The organism is Sphingomonas faeni (assembly GCF_024273235.1).
Classification (GTDB): Bacteria; Pseudomonadota; Alphaproteobacteria; order Sphingomonadales; family Sphingomonadaceae; genus Sphingomonas; species Sphingomonas faeni_A.
Map to the genome: position 1 here is coordinate 19,968 of NZ_JANBVH010000023.1, position 19,615 is coordinate 39,582.

A 19,615-nucleotide genomic window follows, 5' to 3' on the forward strand; every position below is an offset into this window, starting at 1 on the left:
GAGTTTAGCCCTGGCGTGCCTTGAAGCGACGGTTGGTCTTGTTGATGACGTAGGTACGGCCACGACGACGGATCACGCGGTTATCGCGGTGACGATCCTTGAGCGACTTCAGGGAATTGCGGATCTTCATGATCGATTCGCTTCTTTTCAAATCTAGGTGTGCGGAAAGACGGGATCGCCTAATGGCGGGGTGTGTCCAAGTCAAGCAACGGACACGCTTCTGCCAGCAGAGGGCCTCCCATCCGGGAACCCACTCGGCTGGTCGAAGCGTTACTATAGCGCAACATTCTAAGGAAGTCCCGATGGCGGTACGTTCGATCCTGGTCCTGGCGCTGGCAGGCGCATCCCTCACCGCGTGCGCGACCGGCCCGTCGCTGCCGCCGACCGAGGTGCTGCGCTATCATCTCGGCGAACCGATCGACCGCGGGACGATCGCGGTCCAGCCGCTGACCTCCGGCGGCCCGGCCAGCATCGAGTTCAAGACCTATGCCGCCGCCGTGCAGGGCCAGTTGCTCCAGGCCGGTTACAGCGTCCCCGCACCCGGCGCGAAGCCGCTGCTCGTCGCGACCGTCGGCTTCACCCGCACCACGCAGGCTGGCCCACCCAAGCGCTCGCCGATCAGCATCGGCCTGGGCGGCGGCGGCTTCAGCGGCGGTCGTGGCGGTGGCGGCGTCGGTCTCGGCGGCGGGGTCGGCTTCCCGATCGGCGGCGGCGGCAGCACCGCGATCCTCGTGTCCGAGCTGTCGGTGACGATCAAGCGTACCGCGGACCAGTCGCCTGTCTGGGAAGGGCGCGCACAGTCGTTCGCCGACGCCCGCAAGGAGGACGCACGCACCGATATCCAGGCCGACAAGCTCGCGCGCGCCTTGTTCATGGGGTTCCCCGGCGAGTCCGGTCGCACTATTCAGGTGAAATGACCGCAGAAACCATGAGTCCCGCCGCTACTCCCGTTACCATCAACGCAGCCTTCGATGGCGGCAACATCCGTGTTGTCGCCATCGAAGGGGACCGAATCGACCTGGAGATCGTCACGGATCACCAGTCCGACTTCTTCCAGTGGTTCTATTTCCGCGTGGCGGGAGCGGCCGGGCGGACGCTGACCTACCGCATCCTGAATGCGGGCAAGTCGGCCTATCCGTTCGGCTGGCCGGGCTACAAGACGCGCGCCAGCACCGATCGCCAGGCGTGGCGGATGATCGAGACGCGCTATGCCGCCGGCGTGCTCGAATTCGATTTCACCGCGGATACCGATCTCGCCTGGTTCGCCTATTTCGCGCCGTACACGATGGAGATGCACGAGGCGCTGGTGGCGCGCACCGCGTTGCTGCCCGGCGTCACGCACCGCGAACTCGGCCAGTCGCTCGACGGGCAGGCGATCGACTGCTTCACGATCGGCAATGGCCCCAAGCAGGTCTGGATCTACGGGCGCCAGCATCCCGGCGAATCGATGACCGAATGGTGGATGGAAGGCGCGCTGGAGCGTCTGACCGATTTGGCCGATCCGATCACCGCCGCGCTGCTGGCGAAGGCGACCTTCAACGTCGTCCCGAACATGAACCCCGACGGCACGCGTCGTGGTCATCTGCGCACCAATGCCGTGGGCGTGAACCTCAACCGCGAATGGGATACGCCCAGCCTCGAGAAGAGCCCCGAAGTCCTCTGCGTCCGCAACGCGATGGACCAGACCGGCGTCGACGTCGCGATGGACATCCACGGCGACGAGGCGATCCCCGCGAACTTCATCGCCGGCTTCGAAGGCATTCCGTCCTGGACCGACGCGCACGGCGAGAAATTCTACGAATACGGCCGGCGGCTCGCGGCGCACACGCCCGATTTCCAGACCGAGAAGGGCTATCCGAAGTCAGCGCCCCGGTCTGCGAACCTGTCGATGTCGACCAACCAGGTCGCCGAGCGCTTCGGCGCGGTGTCGATGACGCTGGAGATGCCGTTCAAGGATCACGATGCGAACCCCGATCCCGAGTTCGGCTGGTCGCCCGAACGCTCGAAACAGCTCGCGCACGCGATGCTCGAGACGCTCGCCGACATGATAGACGATATCTGACCTTCGAAATCCTCCCCCGCCTGGGGGAGGTGGCAGGCGCAGCCTGACGGAGGGGGCGGCAGGCGAAACCTACGTTGCGTGTCCTCCCCCTCCGTCACCTCCGGCGACACCTCCCCCTGGCGGGGGAGGATTGCTGGAGAGGCGGTCCGTCCCAATGTTAAAACAAGGAGCCCGCATGCCGACCCTAGTCCTGATCCGCCACGGCCAGTCCACCTGGAACCTCGAGAACCGCTTCACCGGCTGGTGGGACGTCGACATGACCGCAAAGGGCGAGGCCGAGGCCAAGGCCGCGGGCGAGCTGATGGCCGCCAAGGGCCTCGACTTCGACCAGACCTTCGTCAGCCTCCAGACGCGCGCGATCAAGACCCTCAACATCGCGCTCGAAGCGATGGGCCGGCTCTGGCTCCCTGTCGAGAAGGACTGGCGCCTGAACGAGCGGCATTATGGCGGCCTCACCGGCCTCGACAAGGCTGAGACCGCGGCCAAGCATGGCGACGCGCAGGTCCACACCTGGCGCCGCAGCTTCGACGTCCCGCCGCCTGTCCTGGAGGACGGCAGCGAGTTCGACCTGTCGAAGGACCGGCGTTATGCCGGCATCGCGATCCCGAAGACCGAGAGCCTGAAGGACACGATCGCCCGCGTCCTCCCCTACTGGGACGAGCGCATCGCCCCGGCGCTCAAGGACGGCCAGCGCGTCCTGATTTCCGCCCACGGCAATTCGCTGCGCGCGCTGGTCAAGCACCTCTCCAACATCCCCGACGACGAGATCACGAGCCTGGAGATCCCGACCGGCCAGCCGATCGTCTACGAACTCGACGCCGAGCTGAACGCCACCGACCGGTATTACCTCAGCGAACGCTGACGCCACCGTCCCCTACTTCACCCCTCCCTGAAAGGGAGGGGCCGGGGGTGGGTCGGCCAGTTGGCGCGCGTGTCGGATCCCAACAAACCAACCCACCCCCAACCCCTCCCTTCCAGGGAGGGGAGCAGGGAAGGGGGCGATAGCCACGAAGAGCCCGCCATCCATCCACCAAAACATTGCCCTAGCCCCCGCCCATCGCTAGGCACGGCGCTCCTTTGATCCGGGGACGGAAATGGCTCTAGTCGGCATCATCATGGGCAGCACTTCCGATTGGGAGACGATGCGCCACGCCGCCGAGACGCTCGACGCGCTCGACGTCGCCTACGAGACCAAGGTCGTCTCCGCCCATCGCACCCCGCAACGCCTCTACGACTATGCGACCACCGCCGCCGACCGCGGCCTGAAAGTCGTGATCGCAGGCGCAGGCGGCGCGGCGCATCTCCCCGGCATGGCCGCCTCGATGACGCATCTCCCGGTGCTCGGCGTGCCCGTCGAATCGAAGGCGCTCAAGGGCATGGATAGCCTGCTCTCGATCGTCCAGATGCCCGGCGGCATCCCGGTCGGCACGCTGGCGATCGGCAAGCCCGGCGCGATCAACGCCGGCCTGCTCGCCGCGGCGATCCTCGCGACGTCGGACGATGCGCTGGCCGAACGCCTGAAGGCATGGCGTGCCGCGCAGACCGACGCCGTCGCCACCGACCCCGCCTGAAAGACCAGAGCATGACGCCGCTTCCCCCCGGATCGACCATCGGCATCCTTGGCGGAGGCCAGCTCGGCCGTATGCTCGCCACCGCCGCGGCGCAGCTCGGCTATCACACGCATATCCTCGCGCCCGACCAGGAGAGCGTCGCCGCGCAGTCCGCCTCGACGATGACGCGCGCGGACTATCACAACCGCATCGTGCTCGCCGACTTCGCCGATGCCTGCGACGTCGTGACCTACGAGTTCGAGAACATCGACGTCGACCCGGTCGAATGGCTCGCAGACCGCGTTCCCGTCCACCCGAGCCCGCGTGCCCTCCGCGTGGCGCAGGAGCGGATCGGCGAGAAACGCTTCGTGGAGAGCGTCGGCGGCCGTCCGGCACCATGGGCTGCGGTCGACAGCCTCGAAAGCCTGCAGGTGGGCCTGAAGGCGATCGGCACCCCCGCCATCCTCAAGACCGCCCGCTTCGGCTATGACGGCAAGGGGCAGGTCAAGATCGACGCTCCGGACGGCGCGCGAGCCGCGTGGGACGCCATCGGCGGCCCCGCGGTGCTCGAAGCGTTCGTCCCTTTCGAGCATGAATTCTCGATCCTGATCGCGCGCGGCCACGACGGGCGCACGGCACGATATGATTCGCCGCTCAACGTCCACCGGGATGCGATCCTCCGCCACTCCACCGTCCCCGCACCCGCTGCCGTGCTGGCCCAGGCCGACGAAGCCGCAGCGCTCGCCGAACGGATCGCCGCCGAACTCGACTATGTCGGCGTGCTGGCGTGCGAGTTCTTCGTCGGCGCCGACGGCCCGGTCTTCAACGAGATGGCACCGCGCGTGCACAATTCGGGGCATTGGACGATCGAAGGCGCCGAATGCTCGCAATTCGAAAACCACATCCGCGCGATCTGCGGCCTTCCGCTGGGCGCGACGACGCTGACCGGACGCGAAGCGACGATGGAGAACCTGATCGGCGACGATGCCGATCGCTGGGCGGAAGTGCTGGCCGAACCCGGCGCGCACCTGCACCTTTACGGCAAGGGCATTGCCCGACCGGGACGGAAAATGGGCCACGTCACGCGGGTCCGCCGCTAAAGGCTCCCCATCAGAGGGCTACCCCGCCCATTTCGTTCGAGACTCCCTCCGTTCGCCCTGAGCGAAGTCGAAGGGTGTGCCCCAAGTGAAGGTGCTTCGACTACGCTCAGCACGAACGGGTTGGGGGGCGGTAAGCGCCTATGCGGATGAACCCGCACTCAAATCATATGAAGAGAAATGGTGCCCGGAGACGGGGTCGAACCGCCGACACTGCGATTTTCAGTCGCATGCTCTACCAACTGAGCTATCCGGGCACGTCCGGTCTGGGACCGGAGAAGCGTCCGACCTTGCGATCGGAAGGGCGCGTTTAGTCGGGGTCTTCGGCGCTGTCCAGCCCCGTTTGCGAGATTGGCCGCCCGGGAATGCGATAGCCTTCGCCGAGCCACTGCAACAGGTCGCGGTCGCGGTGTCGGCTTGAGCAGAACGGCTTGTATTCAGGCACTGCGGGCTGGTCGCAGATCGGGCATTTGACGGTTGTCATCGGGCACTCTCCAGTTCGTGGACGACGCCCGTGCGACGCGCGAGTTCCGCCAGCCAGTCGGCGCGCGTCATCAGGCGTGCATGGACGGCCACAGGCAAAGTGTGGCGCCGCGAGGCGGTCGGTGGGGTGCGTTCGAGCGTGCGGAGCGCTGCACGGGTCGCTGCACCGACCGGATCGCTGCGGAGGATCTCGGGGATCGACGCGCGGGGGCGGGGGCGGACGATCTGCAGGAAGCCGAAGCCGTTCATCGCGGTGCGCTCGAACGGCTGCGGCAACGATTCGTCGATCGCGGCGGCGACGGCGTTGCGCTGAGCCTTGCCCTGCAACGTCGGGAAATCGATGCCGATCGAGCCACCGATGCCGTGTCGGCGAAGCGCGCGGGCGACGGCATGCGCGGCGGCGATCGCGAGCGTGTCGAGCGGCGGCGCGCCATCGACGTCGAACAGAGTCATCGCCGGCGTCGGCGAGAGGCGGAGCGCGCCGAGCGGGAAGACGATCTCGCCACTCACGGCCTCGTCGAGCAGCTCGGACCAGCCCGCCGCCTCCAGCGCGTCGGGTTCGTGCGCACGGGGGCTGCGGACGGGCAGGCCGGTCGCGATGAGGCGCTCGTACAGCGTCGGAGCCGGGCACGGCGGCAGATCGCTGGGAACGGCCTTGGCGAATTTCGCACGGCCGGCTTCGGGGAGGGCCTCCCGGACGATCTCGACGGTCAGGCTCGCGCCCTGCGTGATGCCGGGGGGGAGATGGTTGATCAACGCCTCGCCGCCTTCGAGCGCGACGCGACCACGACGGCCGGGCAAGAGTTCGACCAGTCGCGCGCGGGCGATCAGGCCGACCTTGAGCGCGTCACTGTCGAGTTCGATCGCGGCTTCGATAATCCGATCGTCGTCCACCAGCGCGGCGCGCGCTTCGCCGATGCCGGCTTCGTAGAGCCATTCAGGCCCCGTATCAGGCAAGCGCGACGCCAGCCGTTTTCAGCAATGCGCGCGTCTCGAACAGCGGCAGGCCGACGACTCCCGAATGACTGCCCGACAGGAAGCGGACGAACGCCTCCGCGCGGCCCTGGATCGCGTAGCCACCGGCCTTGCCCAGCCCCTCGCCGCACGCGAGATAATCGTCGATCTCGGCGGGGGAGAGCGGCTTGAACGCGACGATCGTGTCGGAGATGCGGGTGCGGACCTTGCCGGCCGCGTCGATCACGCAGACCGCGGACAGACAGTGGTGACGCCGGCCCGACAGCTTGCCGAGCAGGTCGCGCTGAATTTCCAGCGTGTCGGCGGGCGGCAGGATGCGGCTGCCGAGCGCGATCGTCGTGTCGCCGGCAAGCACGATCTCACCCTCGGCACGCGCAACGGCGCTGGCCTTCTCGACCGCGAGGCGAAGCGCGTAGGCGCGGGGCGGTTCGGCCTTGCGCGGCGCTTCGTCGATGTCGGGAGATTCCACGCGCGACGGCACGACGCCGAGCCGCACGAGCAGATCGCGGCGGCGGGGCGAGGAAGAGGCTAGGACCAGCACAGGTGCCTCGTGATAAGAAGCGGCGAGCGCCGAGACGCCCACGTCTTGATGTAAAGCAGTGGGCGCCGAGACGCCCACGGGCTTATTTGAAGCGGTAGGTGATGCGACCCTTGGTCAGATCGTACGGGGTGAGTTCGCACAGCACCTCGTCGCCGACCAGCACGCGGATGCGGTTCTTGCGCATCTTGCCGGCGGTGTGACCGAGAATCTCGTGGTCGTTTTCGAGCTGAACCCGGAACATCGCGTTGGGGAGGAGTTCCACCACGCGGCCGCGCATCTCGAGCAGTTCTTCCTTGGCCAAATATAATCTCTGAATTGGGGGAATTTCGGGACGAGCGCCCTTACCGCAGGTTCGCGAAAAAGGAAAGCACGGCCGAAGCGCGGTCAAAGGCGTCATGCCCGTGGCCGTTGATCGAGACGTGGATATCGTCGTCCGACATGATGGAAACAAGAGCGCTGTGCTGCGCTCCGTCATCCTGACTTTCGTCAGGATGACGGGCGGTGGTTCGATCACGGCATTCACGCGCGGTCACAGCAAGCTCGGCTGATGGGCCGTCGCCTCGCGCGCCGCACGGCGGAAGGCGGCGCGGTCGACGTTGGGGATGCGCGGTCGCTTGCCCTGGAACAGGTCGGCGAGCGTCAGGATCTGGAGCTTCGGAAACGTCTCGTCGACACCGGCGCGATAGATCCCGACCGCGGCCGCGCGGCGCTCCATCTCGCGGGTGGGCTTGGCGTTCATTATGAGGATGCCGATCGGTGCCTTTTCGCGCGCGATCGTCGCGGCCAGCGTCTCGACCATCGCGGTGTCGGGATTGAGCCCGCCCTTCACCGAGACGATCGCGCGGTGCGTCACCATTTTGCCCGACGCGGGATCATGGTCGTTGAAATAGATCAGCCCGTCGATCCCGCCGTCCGCGCCCTTCTTTTTTCCGCCGAACGGCAGCGCGTCGACCATCGATACCGCCCACCACTGGAACTGGTATTTGTCGCGCAATGCCAGGTCGCACGCCGAGGCGAGATCCTTCGGCGTGCCCTCGACCGTAAAGGTGACCGCAGGAAACGCGTCCTTCATGCGCTTCTCGATCAGCGAGATGGCGAGATGCGTGACGTCGATCCCGATCCATTGCCGCTTGAGCTTTTCCGCGGCGTGCACCGCGGTGCCGCATCCGCAGAACGGGTCGAGCACGACATCGCCTTCGTTCGACGACGCGGCGATGATCCGTTCGAGCAGGGCCACCGGCTTTTGCGTGGGATAGCCGAGCCGCTCCTTCGAGACCGGTGCGATGATCGGGATGTCCCAGACGTCGTTCATCGCGACGCCCAGCGAGATCCCCGATTCCTGGGTCGGATTGCGCGCGCCCTCCGCGGTGAAGGTCACCTTCTGCATCGCACCCTTCCACCGCTTTAGCGAACTCGGCGAAGGCGGCACGGTGAGCGTATTGAACAGGTTGCCGGTCTCCCGCTTCGTGTAGAACAGCAGGCAGTCGTGCATCCGCTGGAATCGATGCGATACCGAGGGCCAGCGGCGATAGCTCCAGATGATCTCGTTCTGGAAATGGCGTTTGCCGAAGATCGCGTCGAGCAGCAGCTTCAGGTAATGGCTCGCGGTCGGATCGCAGTGGAGATACAGGCTGCCGGTAGGCTTGAGCACGCGGTGCAGTTCGAGCAGGCGGACCGCCATCATCGCCAGATACGCCATCATGTCGTTGTCGCCGAGGAACCCGCGCATCGCGTTCAGCAGGTCGAACGCCTTGATGTTGCCGCTGCGCGCGACCTGGTCGAAGGCGTCCTCGGCGGTGTCGTTCCAGTGCCAGGTGTCCTCGAACGCCTCGATCTGCGCATTCGAGGATTTGCCGTCGGGCTCCTTGAACAGGATGCCGTAATTGGCGTTCGAGTTGAACGGCGGATCGAGATAGATCAGGTCGATGCTCTCGTCGGCGATTTCCTTGCGGAGGACGGCGAGGTTGTCGCCGTAGAAGAGGTGGTTTTCAGGACGGTTGCGCATCCGTGGACGATGCGGGGGCGGCGGCGCACGCGTCCAAGCCAGATGCATCCGGCGGCAGGAAATCAGCTCCGTTCCGGAGCTCTTGCCCGAACACCGCCGCCGAAGCGACCGTCGTCCCGAGGCCTTATGGTCTAGGGACGACGGATCGTTTCCATGCGGTCACCCCACGCCGCCGCCGGCCAGCGCCGCGAGCAGCAGCAGTGCGACGATGTTGGTGATCTTGATCATCGGGTTCACCGCGGGACCGGCGGTGTCCTTGTAGGGATCGCCGACGGTGTCGCCGGTGATCGCGGCCTTGTGCGCCTCGGATCCCTTGCCGCCGTGATGGCCGTCCTCGATGTATTTCTTCGCATTGTCCCACGCGCCACCGCCGCTCGTCATCGAGATCGCGACGAACAGGCCGGAGACGATCACGCCCAGCAGCATCGCGCCAAGTGCGGCGAAGCCGGCGGCTTGGCCCGCGACCGCGGTGATGATGAAATACACGGCGAGCGGCGACAGCACCGGCAGCAGCGAGGGCACGATCATCTCGCGGATCGCCGCCTTGGTGACGAGGTCGACGGTGCGCGCATAGTTGGGGCGACTGGTGCCGAGCATGATGCCGGGGTTGTTGCGGAACTGCTCGCGGACCTCCTCGACGACCGCGCCGGCCGCGCGACCGACGGCGGTCATGCCGAACGCGCCGAACAGGTACGGGAGCAGCGCGCCCAGCAGCAGCCCAACGATGACGTACGGGTTGGACAGGCTGAAATCGACCGTGACGTCGGGGAAGTACGTCGCGAGATCGGTGGTGTACGCACCGAACAGGACAAGCGCGGCGAGCCCGGCCGAGCCGATCGCATAGCCCTTGGTGACCGCCTTGGTGGTGTTGCCGACCGCATCGAGCGCATCGGTGCGCTGGCGGACGTCGTCGGGCAGGCCGGCCATCTCGGCGATCCCGCCGGCATTGTCGGTGACGGGGCCGTACGCATCGAGCGCGACGACCATGCCGGCCTGCGCGAGCATCGCGGTGGCGGCGAAGGCGATGCCGATGATCCCGGCAAGCTGGTACGCGACGATCACCGCGACGACGATCACCAGCGTCGGCAGCGCGGTGGATTCGAGGCTGATCGCCAGCCCCTGGATGACGTTGGTGCCGTGGCCGGTCTCGGACGCCTTGGCGATCGACTGGACCGGGCGGTGGTTGGTGCCGGTGTAATATTCGGTGATCCACACGATCAGCCCGGTGACGACGAGGCCGATCATCATCGACCAGAACAGGTCCATGCCGGTGAAGCTTTGCGTCAGCGACGGTGCGGCCTGCGTCGTGAGGTCGTCGGTGGCCGGATCCAGGAAGCCTGCGCCGCCGATCACGCGGTGGAGGTCGCCGAGCACGTACTGCGTGGCGAGGTAGATCGCCGGGATCGACAGGATCGTCGAGGTGAAGAAGCCCTTGTAGAGCGCGCCCATGATCGAGCCCTTGCCGAGCCGCACCATGTAGGTGCCGATGATCGAGGTGACGATGCACACCCCGCCGACGAGCAGCGGGAGCGTCATCAGCCGCATCAGCTCGGCGCCGCTCGCCTGGATCAGCAGCGCGATCGAGATCATCGTGACGCCGAGCGTGACGACGTAGGTCTCGAACAGATCGGCGGCCATGCCTGCGCAGTCGCCGACATTGTCGCCGACGTTGTCCGCGATCACGGCGGGGTTGCGGGGATCGTCCTCGGGAATGCCGGCCTCGACCTTGCCGACCAGATCCGCGCCGACGTCCGCCGCCTTGGTGAAGATGCCGCCACCGAGCCGCGCGAAGATCGAGATCAGCGACGCGCCGAACGCGAGGGCGGTGAGCGCCTCGACGATGATCCGGTCGTTGGGCGCGTGGCCTGCGGGACCGGTGAGGTACCAGAAGAACGCACTGATCGCGAGCAGGCCGAGGCCCGCCACGAGCATGCCGGTGACCGCGCCCGAGCGGAACGCCAGCGTCAGCCCGGCCTGCAGCGACGTCCGCGCGGCCTCTGCGGTGCGGACGTTGGCGCGGACCGAGATGTTCATGCCGACATAGCCCGCGACGCCCGACAGGACCGCGCCGATGACGAAGCCGATCGTCGAGATCATGCCGAGCGTGAAGAGAAGGATCGCCGCGACGATGACGCCGACGATCGCGATCGTGGTGTATTGCCGCCCGAGATAGGCCTTCGCGCCCTCCTGGATGGCGGCGGCGATGTCCTGCATCTTGTCGTTGCCGGGGGACGCGGCGAGCACCTGTCGACTGGTGACGAAGCCGTACAGGACGGCAATCACGCCGCAGATCATGGCCAAATAGACGATCGTCATACGGCGCTATCCCTCTTTTCAGGTCCTCTCCGGTCTCGACTTTGCCGAATCCCGATACGGGGAACCTATCAGTGCAGGGGCATTGCGCAAGTTATCCGCGCGGCGCGTGCTCGTAGCCTAGACTTGGCGGGAGCGGGACGGGCTTGCCCGAGTCGTGGAGCGTGAGCCCGGAGCCGGCCGAGAACGTACCGACGAGGGTCGCGTCGGTGACGAAATCTTGCGGTGCAGCGAAGAGGAGCTGGTAGTCGTCGCCGGCCGTCGCCGCGGCCAGCCGGTCGCCCGAGAAGGCGCGGTAGGCGTCGGAGAGGGGAATGCGGGCTAGGTCGATCGTGACCGCGACGCCGCTGGCGCGCGCCATGCGGGCGGCGTCGATAAGCAGGCCATCGGACACGTCCATCATCGCGTGGACGTGGGGGGCGAGGAGGCGGCCGTCCGTCAGGCGGGGTTGCGGGCGGCGGTAGGCGGCGAGCAACTCCGGCGGACCGTCCTTGCCTCGCGCGATCGCGAGTCCCGCGCCTGCGTCGCCGATCGTCCCGGTGACGTAGAGCGCATCACCTCCTCGCGCGCCGTTGCGGGCGGGGGCGGCGGCGTCGCTCCCGAATGCGGTGACGGTGAGGATGCGGGGCGCGTTCGGGGGTAGCGTGACGGTGTCGCCGCCGATAATTTTTGTGTCGAAGGCCGTCAGGACATTGGCCAGGCCTTCGAGGAACGCCCGGTCCCATGCGTCATCGCCGAGCGGATAATTGAGGAGGATACCCTCGGGTTTCGCGCCCTTGGCAGCGAGATCGGAGAGGTTGGTCGCGACCAGCTTCCACGCGACGTCCTGCGCGGGGTCGGTCGGGAGGAAGTGCACGCCCTCAACGAGGGTGTCGGTGGTGACGACGAACGGGCCACAGTCCAGTAGCGCGGTGTCGTCGGCCAAGCTACGCGCGGCCGGATGAAGCGGGAGGCGGCGTAAGGCAGCAATGAACTCGGCTTCGGTCATTCTACTGCTCCCTCTCCCCTCCGGGGAGAGGGCTGGGGTGAGGGGCTGTTCCGGGCGGAGCACTGCTTGGCTGCCCCTCACCCCGACCCTCTCCCCGGAGGGGAGAGGGAGTCCGTCAGGCGCGCACCTCTTTCGCGATCCCGTCGAGCAATCCGTTCACAAACCCCGACTCGCGCTTGTCGTAGAACGCATGCGCGACATCGACATATTCGCTGATCACCGCGGCGACCGGCACGTCCTTGCGCGCCAGCAGCTCGTACGTGCCGACGCGGATGATCGCCTTCATCGGCTTGTCGAGGCGGGCGAGCGTCCAGCCCTTGGCGAGCTTGCCCTCGATCAAAACATCGATCTCCCCGGCGCGGGCGTTGGCGCCGGTGACCAGGTCGTCGAAGAAATCGACGTCGGCCTCGGCATATTCGACGTCTTCGATGGTCGCGCCGAGGCGGTGCTGGTGGAATTCGTTCAACAGGACGGGCATCGCGGTGCCCTCCATCTCGTGCTGGTAGGTCGCCTGGACGGCGGCGAGGCGAGCGGCGGCACGCGCCTTGGTGCGGGGGGCGGTTCGAGTCATAAGCGGTTGCCTGTAGGCGCGGGGGGCGTGTGTGTCAGCCCTTTGCGTTTCGCGCGGAACGGGAAGAAGGTTTGTTCACGCGAAGGCGCAAAGGCGCGAAGATGATGCGCCTTCCGCGTAGCGGTCTTATTTACAACGCTGGATATGATTGCGCAGCGGCTGCGCCGCAGGACAACATCTTCGCGCCTTTGCGCCTTCGCGTGAACAACTTTAACTGTTGAGCCGAAGCCGCAACGCCACTGATTTTGCGTGTGCTGGAAGACCCTCGGCATTCGCGAGCGCGACCGTGGCGGGGCCGAGTTCGCGCAACGCCGCTTCGTCCAACGCCAGGAAGCTGGTGCGCTTCATGAAGTCGAGCACCGACAGCCCGCTGGCAAACCGCGCACGACGGCCGGTGGGGAGGACGTGGTTGGGACCCGCGACGTAATCGCCGATAGCTTCCGGAGTGTACCGGCCCAGGAACACCGAGCCCGCATGACGGATGCGGTCGAAGAATCCTTGCGGGTCGGGGATCGCCAGTTGGAGATGCTCGGCGGCAAGGCGGTCGACCAGCGGGATCGCGTCGGCGAGCGTATCGACGACGATGATCGCGCCGTTGTCGTCCCACGCGACGCGCGCGACCGCTTCGGTGGCGAGGTCGCGCAACTGGCGATCGACCGCGGCAACGACCTTGTCGGCGAACGCTGCGTCGTCGGTAAACAGGATCGATTGTGTCGAAGGGTCATGCTCGGCCTGGCTGAGCAGGTCGGCGGCCGTCCATTCGGGGTCGTTGAGCGCGTCCGCGACGACGACGATCTCGCTCGGCCCTGCGACCATGTCGATGCCGACGACGCCGTAGACCTGGCGCTTGGCTTCGGCGACCCAGGCGTTGCCGGGGCCGGTGACGACGTCGACCGGCTCGATCCGGCCGGCGCCATAGGCCAGCGCGGCCACCGCCTGCGCGCCACCGACACGCCACACTTCGTCGACGCCGGCGAGATGCGCGGCGGCGAGGACCAGCGGGTTGATCTGGCCGTCCGGGGTCGGCGTGACCATCGCGAGGCGGCCGACACCGGCGACCTTGGCGGGGATCGCGTTCATCAGCAGCGACGAGGGATACGCGGCACGCCCACCGGGGACGTAAATGCCGGCAGCGTCGACGGGCAACCAGCGTGCGCCGAGCCGCACGCCCGCTGAGTCGACCGAGTCGCTATCGAGTGGACGCTGTTTCTCGTGATAGGCGCGGATGCGGGTGGCGGCGAGTTCGAGCGCGCTGCGCAGGTCGGGGTCGAGCGCGTCGAACGCGGCCTTGCAGTCGGCCGCGTCGATCTGCCAGCCGGTGGTCTCGAGATCGTGGCGATCGTGCTTCTGCGTGAGATCGCGGAGCGCGGTTTCGCCGTCGCGACGGACGGCGGCGATGATCGCGGCGACGTCCTGCGTGACGCCGGCGTCGGACTCGCGACGGTCCTCGACGAGCGCGGTGAAACGGTCTGCGAAGTCCGCGTCGGTGGTGGAAAGGCGAATCACATTCCCCTCCCGCTTGCGGGAGGGGTCAGGGGAGGGGATGACATAGCCTCGCACGTCACGATCGGGGCGGGCGTGCCCTCCCCCGACCCCTCCCGCAAGCGGAAGGGGAGCAGAAGGTTGGTCATCATGCGGCGATCTCCTGCGTCTCGACGGCGCGACGGAAGGCCTCGACCAGCGGGACCACCCGGCTGCGGGTCTTCATCGCGGCGCGGTTGACGACCAGGCGGCTGGTGACTTCCATGATCGTCTCGACCTCCACCAGGCCGTTTTCCTTCAGCGTGCGGCCCGACGACACGAGGTCGACGATCCGCGGCGCCAAACCCAGCGTCGGTGCCAGTTCCATCGCGCCGTTGAGCTTCACGCACTCCGCCTGGACGCCACGGCTAGCAAAATGCGCCGCCGTCACATGCGGGTATTTGGTGGCGACGCGGACATGGCTCCAGCCGCGCGGATCGTCCTGCGCCGCCATCTCGGCGGGCTCGGCGACCGACAGGCGGCAATGGCCGATGCCGAGGTCGACCGGCGCATACAATTCCGAATAGCCGAACTCTGCGATCACGTCCGAGCCGACGATGCCGAGTTGCGCAGCGCCGTGCGCGACGAAGGTGGCGACGTCGAACGCGCGCACCCGGATCAGCGAGATCGCCGGATCGTTGGTCGCAAACCGCAACGCACGCGAATTTTCGTCCGAGAACGACGCTTCGGGATGCACGCCGGCGCGCGCGAGCAACGGCAGGGCCTCGGCGAGGATGCGTCCCTTGGGGACGGCGATGATGATTTGGGGGATGATCTGGGAATCGGACACGCGCCGGGCTTTACGGGTGGGGCCCGGCGGGTGCAACAACATGGCGCATGGCCGATGAAACCGCGAACCGCGACTGCTTCCGTATCCAGGCGGGCTATTGCACCGCGATGGACGCGCCTATCACCGCGCGCGTCTGCACCGCGCTGGCCGAGGCGCTCGATCGAGACAGCGAGACGGGGCGAAAGGCGCTCGACTGGCCGGGTGAGCCGGTCGCGGACGCGCTGGCGTTGCGGCTGGTGGGCGGGCTGCACGCGTTGCACCGGGCCGGCGCGGATCCGCGACTGTCGGCGGTGTTCTCCGGGCAGGAAACCGATCCGACGGTCGTAACCGCAACGCTGAAGGCGACCCTCGTCAGGCACGATGCGGCGTTGCTGCCGTGGCTCGACGGCCCGCCGCAGACCAACGAGGCGGGGCGGTCGGCCGGATTGATGACCGGGCTGCTGCATCTCGCGCAACGCTACGGGCCGAAGATCGACGTGCTGGAAATCGGATCGAGCGCCGGGCTCAACCTGCTGATCGATCGCTATCGGTTCGATCTGGGCGGTGTGACGGCCGGGCCGAGCGAGTCGCCGGTGGCGATCCGGCCCGAATGGCGCGGTGAGACGCCGCCTGTCGCGCCGGTCGAGATCGTGTCGGCCCGCGGGGTCGATATCCACCCGCTCGATCTGTCCGATCCAGCGGCAGGGGTTCGGCTGGAGGGGTATGTCTGGGTCGATGCGGTCGAGCGGCAGGCGCGGCTAGCGTCGGCGATCGCGATGGTGCGCGAGGGCGGCGTCGATCTCGTCGAAGGTGATGCGGCGGACTGGGTCGAGGCGCGATTGGCCGAGCCGCAGCCCGAGGGCGTCACGCGCGTGCTGATGCATTCGGTCGTGTGGCAGTATCTGCCGGCGGCCTCGCGCGAGCGGATCCGCGTCGCGATGGAGGCGGCGGGGGCGCGGGCGACGGCCGAGCGGCCGCTCGGCTGGGTGATGATGGAGCCGAACCGCGACCTGCATCGCCACGAGGTCCGTGTCCGCGGCTGGCCGGGCGATCGGCCGATGGAACTGGTCGCGCTGACGCATGCGCACGGCGCCTGGGTCGAGGGCCTCGCGCCGCCCTACGAGACGCGCGATTACGTCATGCGGCGCGGGGCGTACGAGAAGGAGTGAGCCGACTTATTTCGCCGTTCTCCCGCGGAAGCGGGAGCCCAGGGTAACGCGCGATAGCGTTTGTGATCCTGGGCCCCCGCCTGCGCGGGGGAACCGGAAGGCCCGGGATTGCTCCCGGGCCTTCCAAGCTCAGTAGAAGAAGCCGTTGTTGACCTGCACCACGCGACCCGAGCGGGTGTCGACCAGGACGACGTCGCGGCCATACCGCACCCAGCGCTGGTAACCGAAGCCCGGGCGGGGCAGGCGATACGTCTGATAGTCGTTGATCCAGTAGTTGCGGCCGTAATAGACGGGTGCGAAGCGATAGCCGACGGTCACCGGACGATAGCGATAGCCGCGCGGGCCGACATAGGCGGGGCGGCGATAGAGGTTGCCGTGGGTGCGGCGATAGTCACGCCAGTCCTCGCGCGCTTCGCGGCGGTCTTCGCGCAGTTCCTGGCGGGCTTCGCGGATGTCGCCGCGGTCGCCGTAGCGGCGGGCGCGCTGCAGGTCGCGCTGGCTTTCGCGGATCTCGCGCTGGTCGCGGCGGACTTCGCCATAGCTCTGCGCGGTGGCGAAGGTGGGGACGAGGGTGGCTGCGGCAACCGCCGCGAGGATCATCTTACGCATGACTGCTCTCCTGTGTTCGGTGCCGAATCAACGGCATGCAAGGGGTTTTGCTCCCGCGCCGCTGAACGATCGCGGAATGTGGTGGTCAGGATTCAGACAGGTGGCGAAGGTTCGCTCGTGGTTCGTTACGCGACATAGCTCACGCGGTTCGGCGTCCGCGTAAATGCCCTGCCAGTCCCGTCCCCGCCTCATCCGTCACCCAGCGAAAGCTGGGATCTCCCCATTCGGGTCGCAGCACCCGCCACCATGAGATCCCAGCTTTCGCTGGGATGACGGTTGGGCGGGGTGGGGCGCCAACCCCGGTTCCGTGTCCTCCCCCTCCGTGTGGCAAGAGCCAGCCACCTCCCCCTGGCGGGGGAGGATCGAGAGGGTGGTCAGATTCCCCAGCGGCGCATTGCGGCGATCACCGCGTCCGGTTTCTGCCACGGTACGAAATGGCCCGCGTCGATCTTCTCGATCGTCAGGTCCGGCACATACGCGGCAAGGTCGAGCTGGCTGGGGAGCAGCGCGCTGTCCTGCATCCCCCAGATCACCAGCACCGGCATCGCGGTCGGCGGAAACGGTGCATCCAGAAACGCGGGGCGGGGGGGCGTCTCGTCCATTGCGGGGACGACGATCGCGCTGGCGCGGTACCAGTTGAGCATCGCGGTGATCGCGCCGGGCTGGCCCCATTCGTCGAGATAGGCGGCCTTGTCCTCGGCCATCGCGGCGAGATCGGCGTGCTTCGAGAAGCTCGTGTCGAAGAAGGTTTCGAGGCCGATCGACTCGATGTGCTGTTCGAGATCGGGGTTGCGGAAGGCGCGGATATACTGGCTGGCGGCGCGCTGTTCGAGGTCGTCGAACATGGTGCGCTGGAAGACGAGCGGGTGGGGGGCGTTGATGATGACGAGCTTGGCGACGCGCTCGGGGTGGCGCAGCGCCGCCATCCACGCGACCGCGCCGCCCCAGTCGTGGCCGACCAGCGTGAAGCGGTCGATGTCGAGGTGATCGGCGAGCGCGATCAGGTCTGCGACGATCTTGTCGGGGGTGTAGCTGTCGACGCCCTCGGGCTTCGACGATCGGGCGAAGCCGCGCTGGTCGGGGGCGATCACGTAATGGTCGCGGGCGAGATCGGGGGCGATGGCGCGCCAGGTGCGGTGCGATTCGGGGAAGCCGTGGAGGAGGATGACGGGCGGGTTCGCCGGGTCTCCCGTGATCGCGACGTCGAGTTCTATGCCCGTGGATAACGCGATGCGTTGCAGGTTCGACATCATTCCCCTCCCGCTTGCGGGAGGGGTTAGGGGAGGGCCTACCCGTCGCGCTGCCCGTGGATCATGCCCTCCCCCGACCCCTCCCGCAAGCGGGAGGGGAGCAGAAGATCTGTTCTCCCCTCCCGCTTGCGGGAGGGGTCGGGGGTGGGCTCGCGGCCAGTCGCAAGCGGATCGCTCGTCGATGGCGCGTGCCCACCCCCTACCCCCTCCCGCAGGCGGGAGGGGAGAGATCACGGATAGCTGACCGTCTTCGGGATCGCGGGAATTTCGATCCATTCCTTCTCATCCCCGGGCACTTTCGGGAAATTGCCCGCGTTCCAGTCGCGTTTCGCCTGTTCGATGCGGTCTCGGTTCGAGCTGACGAAGTTCCACCAGACGTGGCGCGGCGTCGTGAACGCATCGCCGCCGCACAGCATCGCGCGACCGCCATGCGCGGACCGCAGCGTTGCCGCGATACCGGGGCGGAGGACGTACAGCACCTGCGGCTCCAGCGTCACGCCTTCCAGCGTCGCCTCACCCATCGCAAGATAGATCGCACGCTCCTCGGCCGCGGCATCGATCGGCACGCTCGCGCCCGGATCGAGCGCGATGTCGGCGTAGATCGTCCCCGAATAGGTCGTGGTCGGCGCGGTCTGGCCCCACAGGCTCCCCATGATGATCCGCGAGCGTGCGCCGTGCGCCTCGATCGTCGGCAGTTGCGCCTTGGTGATGTGCTCGAACGCGGGGTCGATCTCCTCGACCGCCTCGGGCATCGCCAGCCAGGTCTGGATGCCCGACAGGTTCGGCCCCTCGGCGCGCTCGTCGCCGGGCGAGCGTTCGGAATGGACGATGCCGTGGCCCGCGGTCATCAGATTGACCGCGCCGGGCTCGATCCGCGCCTGCGTGCCGAGCGAATCGCGGTGGTCGATCGCGCCGTCGAACAAATAGGTGACGGTCGACAGGTTGATGTGCGGATGCGGGCGCACGTCGATGCCTTGCCCGACATCGAGATGCGCCGGACCCATCTGGTCGAAGAACAGGAACGGGCCGACCATCGTCCGCTCCTTGTTCGGCAGCGTGCGATGGACCTTGAACCCGCCTAGATCGTGCGTCGACGGCAGGATGGTCTGGAGGAGGAAATCATCGAGCATGCGCGTTATCCCTTGGCAGGTTCCGTGGCGTCGAGGAGTTCGACCAGGTCTGCTGGATAGAGCGTTTCGTGAAAGCCCGCGATCTCGTTTCGGGAAAACCAGCGGTGACCGACGAGCAGTTGTTTCTCCTGGTCGGTGAGATTGCCCGCTTTCACCTCGCAGGTGTCGACGTCGATCCGGAAATAGCGCTCGTCGGCGGTGACCTCGACGCCGTCGAAGGTCACGAAATCGATGGTGCGTTGCGCGACCTCGGGGCCGCAGTCGATGTCGAGCCCGACTTCCTCCCAGAGTTCGCGGCGGGCGGCGGCGGCATAGCTCTCGCCCGGATCGACGGCGCCGCCCGGGGTGCACCAGAGTGGCGGGCGATCGGTGGGGGTGAAGCGGAACATCAGGACGCGGCCCTCGCGGTCGACGAGCAGGATGCGCGCGGCCGGGCGTGGGGTTCGCACTGATCCTCCCCCGCCAGGGGGAGGTGGCGCCGTAGGCGACGGAGGGGGAGGACACGGAACGCCGGTCATCGCTTCCCGCCCCCTCCGTCTCGCTGCGCGATCCACCTACCCCTTGCGGGGGAGGATCGAAGGT

At 67.3% G+C, this 19,615-nt stretch carries 21 protein-coding genes and 1 tRNA gene; 6 read left to right on the forward strand and 16 right to left on the reverse strand.

All coding sequences use genetic code 11. From position 1 onward, the window contains the following. Positions 1-4 precede the first annotated feature (4 nt). Positions 5-130: a type B 50S ribosomal protein L36 gene (gene ykgO / locus NLI89_RS13355; RefSeq protein WP_003046794.1), complete on the reverse strand. Its 126-nt coding sequence runs from the start codon at positions 128-130 to the stop codon at positions 5-7. A 172-nt stretch (positions 131-302) separates the two neighbouring features. Here ykgO and NLI89_RS13360 point away from each other — a divergent pair, with 172 nt between their 5' ends. The 5 genes from NLI89_RS13360 to NLI89_RS13380 all read left to right on the forward strand — a co-directional run bounded on the left by NLI89_RS13360 (position 303) and on the right by NLI89_RS13380 (position 4,712). After that, on the forward strand, positions 303-917 hold the full coding sequence (locus tag NLI89_RS13360) for a DUF4136 domain-containing protein (protein WP_254687461.1): 615 nt from the start codon (positions 303-305) through the stop codon (positions 915-917). Then, positions 914-2,062, forward strand: coding sequence for a M14 family metallopeptidase (locus NLI89_RS13365; protein WP_254687462.1), 1,149 nt, complete (start codon positions 914-916; stop codon positions 2,060-2,062). Before NLI89_RS13360 ends, NLI89_RS13365 begins: the two co-directional genes overlap by 4 nt. 175 nt (positions 2,063-2,237) lie before the next feature. Next, the gene (gene gpmA / locus NLI89_RS13370; RefSeq protein ID WP_254687463.1) at positions 2,238-2,924 is read left to right on the forward strand and encodes a 2,3-diphosphoglycerate-dependent phosphoglycerate mutase; all 687 of its coding nucleotides are present in this window, start codon (positions 2,238-2,240) and stop codon (positions 2,922-2,924) included. A 232-nt stretch (positions 2,925-3,156) separates the two neighbouring features. After that, the gene (purE, locus tag NLI89_RS13375) at positions 3,157-3,633 is read left to right on the forward strand and encodes a 5-(carboxyamino)imidazole ribonucleotide mutase (RefSeq protein WP_248524056.1); all 477 of its coding nucleotides are present in this window, start codon (positions 3,157-3,159) and stop codon (positions 3,631-3,633) included. Positions 3,634-3,644: 11 nt separating this feature from the next. Continuing rightward, positions 3,645-4,712 carry a 5-(carboxyamino)imidazole ribonucleotide synthase gene (locus NLI89_RS13380; protein ID WP_254687464.1) on the forward strand — a complete coding sequence of 356 codons (1,068 nt, stop codon included), beginning with the start codon at positions 3,645-3,647 and terminating at the stop codon, positions 4,710-4,712. A gap of 178 nt (positions 4,713-4,890) precedes the next feature. On the opposite strand, the gene NLI89_RS13385 is transcribed toward NLI89_RS13380, so the two are convergent. The 11 genes from NLI89_RS13385 to hisG all read right to left on the reverse strand — a co-directional run bounded on the left by NLI89_RS13385 (position 4,891) and on the right by hisG (position 14,881). Continuing rightward, positions 4,891-4,966 (reverse strand) — tRNA-Phe (locus NLI89_RS13385). Positions 4,967-5,019: 53 nt separating this feature from the next. Continuing rightward, on the reverse strand, positions 5,020-5,193 hold the full coding sequence (locus NLI89_RS13390) for a DNA gyrase inhibitor YacG (protein ID WP_254687465.1): 174 nt from the start codon (positions 5,191-5,193) through the stop codon (positions 5,020-5,022). Then, complete coding sequence (locus NLI89_RS13395) at positions 5,190-6,149, reverse strand: ribonuclease (RefSeq protein WP_254687466.1); 960 nt, start codon at positions 6,147-6,149, stop codon at positions 5,190-5,192. Before NLI89_RS13395 ends, NLI89_RS13390 begins: the two co-directional genes overlap by 4 nt. Next, positions 6,142-6,708, reverse strand: coding sequence for a Maf family protein (locus tag NLI89_RS13400; RefSeq protein ID WP_254687467.1), 567 nt, complete (start codon positions 6,706-6,708; stop codon positions 6,142-6,144). Before NLI89_RS13400 ends, NLI89_RS13395 begins: the two co-directional genes overlap by 8 nt. 82 nt (positions 6,709-6,790) lie before the next feature. Continuing rightward, positions 6,791-7,009 carry a translation initiation factor IF-1 gene (gene infA / locus NLI89_RS13405; RefSeq protein WP_031441079.1) on the reverse strand — a complete coding sequence of 73 codons (219 nt, stop codon included), beginning with the start codon at positions 7,007-7,009 and terminating at the stop codon, positions 6,791-6,793. Positions 7,010-7,237: 228 nt separating this feature from the next. Next, positions 7,238-8,713 carry a DNA-methyltransferase gene (locus NLI89_RS13410; protein ID WP_254687468.1) on the reverse strand — a complete coding sequence of 492 codons (1,476 nt, stop codon included), beginning with the start codon at positions 8,711-8,713 and terminating at the stop codon, positions 7,238-7,240. A 159-nt stretch (positions 8,714-8,872) separates the two neighbouring features. Continuing rightward, a complete protein-coding gene (locus tag NLI89_RS13415; protein WP_254687469.1) occupies positions 8,873-11,029 on the reverse strand; it encodes a sodium-translocating pyrophosphatase in 2,157 nt (718 codons plus the stop codon). Between the two features lie 91 nt (positions 11,030-11,120). Beyond that, positions 11,121-12,014 carry a thiamine-phosphate kinase gene (gene thiL, locus NLI89_RS13420; protein ID WP_254687470.1) on the reverse strand — a complete coding sequence of 298 codons (894 nt, stop codon included), beginning with the start codon at positions 12,012-12,014 and terminating at the stop codon, positions 11,121-11,123. A 115-nt stretch (positions 12,015-12,129) separates the two neighbouring features. Further along, positions 12,130-12,585, reverse strand: a complete 456-nt coding sequence (gene nusB / locus NLI89_RS13425) for a transcription antitermination factor NusB (protein ID WP_056488135.1) — start codon at positions 12,583-12,585, stop codon at positions 12,130-12,132. 210 nt (positions 12,586-12,795) lie between these two features. Then, complete coding sequence (gene hisD, locus NLI89_RS13430) at positions 12,796-14,091, reverse strand: histidinol dehydrogenase (protein WP_254687471.1); 1,296 nt, start codon at positions 14,089-14,091, stop codon at positions 12,796-12,798. Between the two features lie 124 nt (positions 14,092-14,215). Next, the gene (gene hisG / locus NLI89_RS13435) at positions 14,216-14,881 is read right to left on the reverse strand and encodes an ATP phosphoribosyltransferase (RefSeq protein WP_254687508.1); all 666 of its coding nucleotides are present in this window, start codon (positions 14,879-14,881) and stop codon (positions 14,216-14,218) included. Positions 14,882-14,943: 62 nt separating this feature from the next. On the opposite strand from hisG, the gene NLI89_RS13440 reads away from it, so the two are divergent. Further along, entirely contained in the window at positions 14,944-16,044 is a 1,101-nt protein-coding gene (locus NLI89_RS13440; protein WP_254687472.1) for a DUF2332 domain-containing protein, read from the forward strand. Positions 16,045-16,173: 129 nt separating this feature from the next. Here NLI89_RS13440 and NLI89_RS13445 read toward each other — a convergent pair whose 3' ends face one another. From NLI89_RS13445 to NLI89_RS13460, 4 genes are all read right to left on the reverse strand, one after another. Beyond that, positions 16,174-16,653 carry an RcnB family protein gene (locus NLI89_RS13445; protein ID WP_254687473.1) on the reverse strand — a complete coding sequence of 160 codons (480 nt, stop codon included), beginning with the start codon at positions 16,651-16,653 and terminating at the stop codon, positions 16,174-16,176. Between the two features lie 374 nt (positions 16,654-17,027). Then, positions 17,028-17,906 (reverse strand): alpha/beta fold hydrolase, encoded by an 879-nt coding sequence (locus NLI89_RS13450; RefSeq protein WP_439144513.1) that lies wholly within the window; start codon positions 17,904-17,906, stop codon positions 17,028-17,030. A 227-nt stretch (positions 17,907-18,133) separates the two neighbouring features. Next, positions 18,134-19,033, reverse strand: a complete 900-nt coding sequence (locus NLI89_RS13455) for a pirin family protein (RefSeq protein WP_254687475.1) — start codon at positions 19,031-19,033, stop codon at positions 18,134-18,136. 5 nt (positions 19,034-19,038) lie between these two features. Beyond that, the gene (locus NLI89_RS13460) at positions 19,039-19,422 is read right to left on the reverse strand and encodes an NUDIX hydrolase (protein ID WP_439144514.1); all 384 of its coding nucleotides are present in this window, start codon (positions 19,420-19,422) and stop codon (positions 19,039-19,041) included. Between the last annotated feature and the right edge of the window lie 193 nt (positions 19,423-19,615).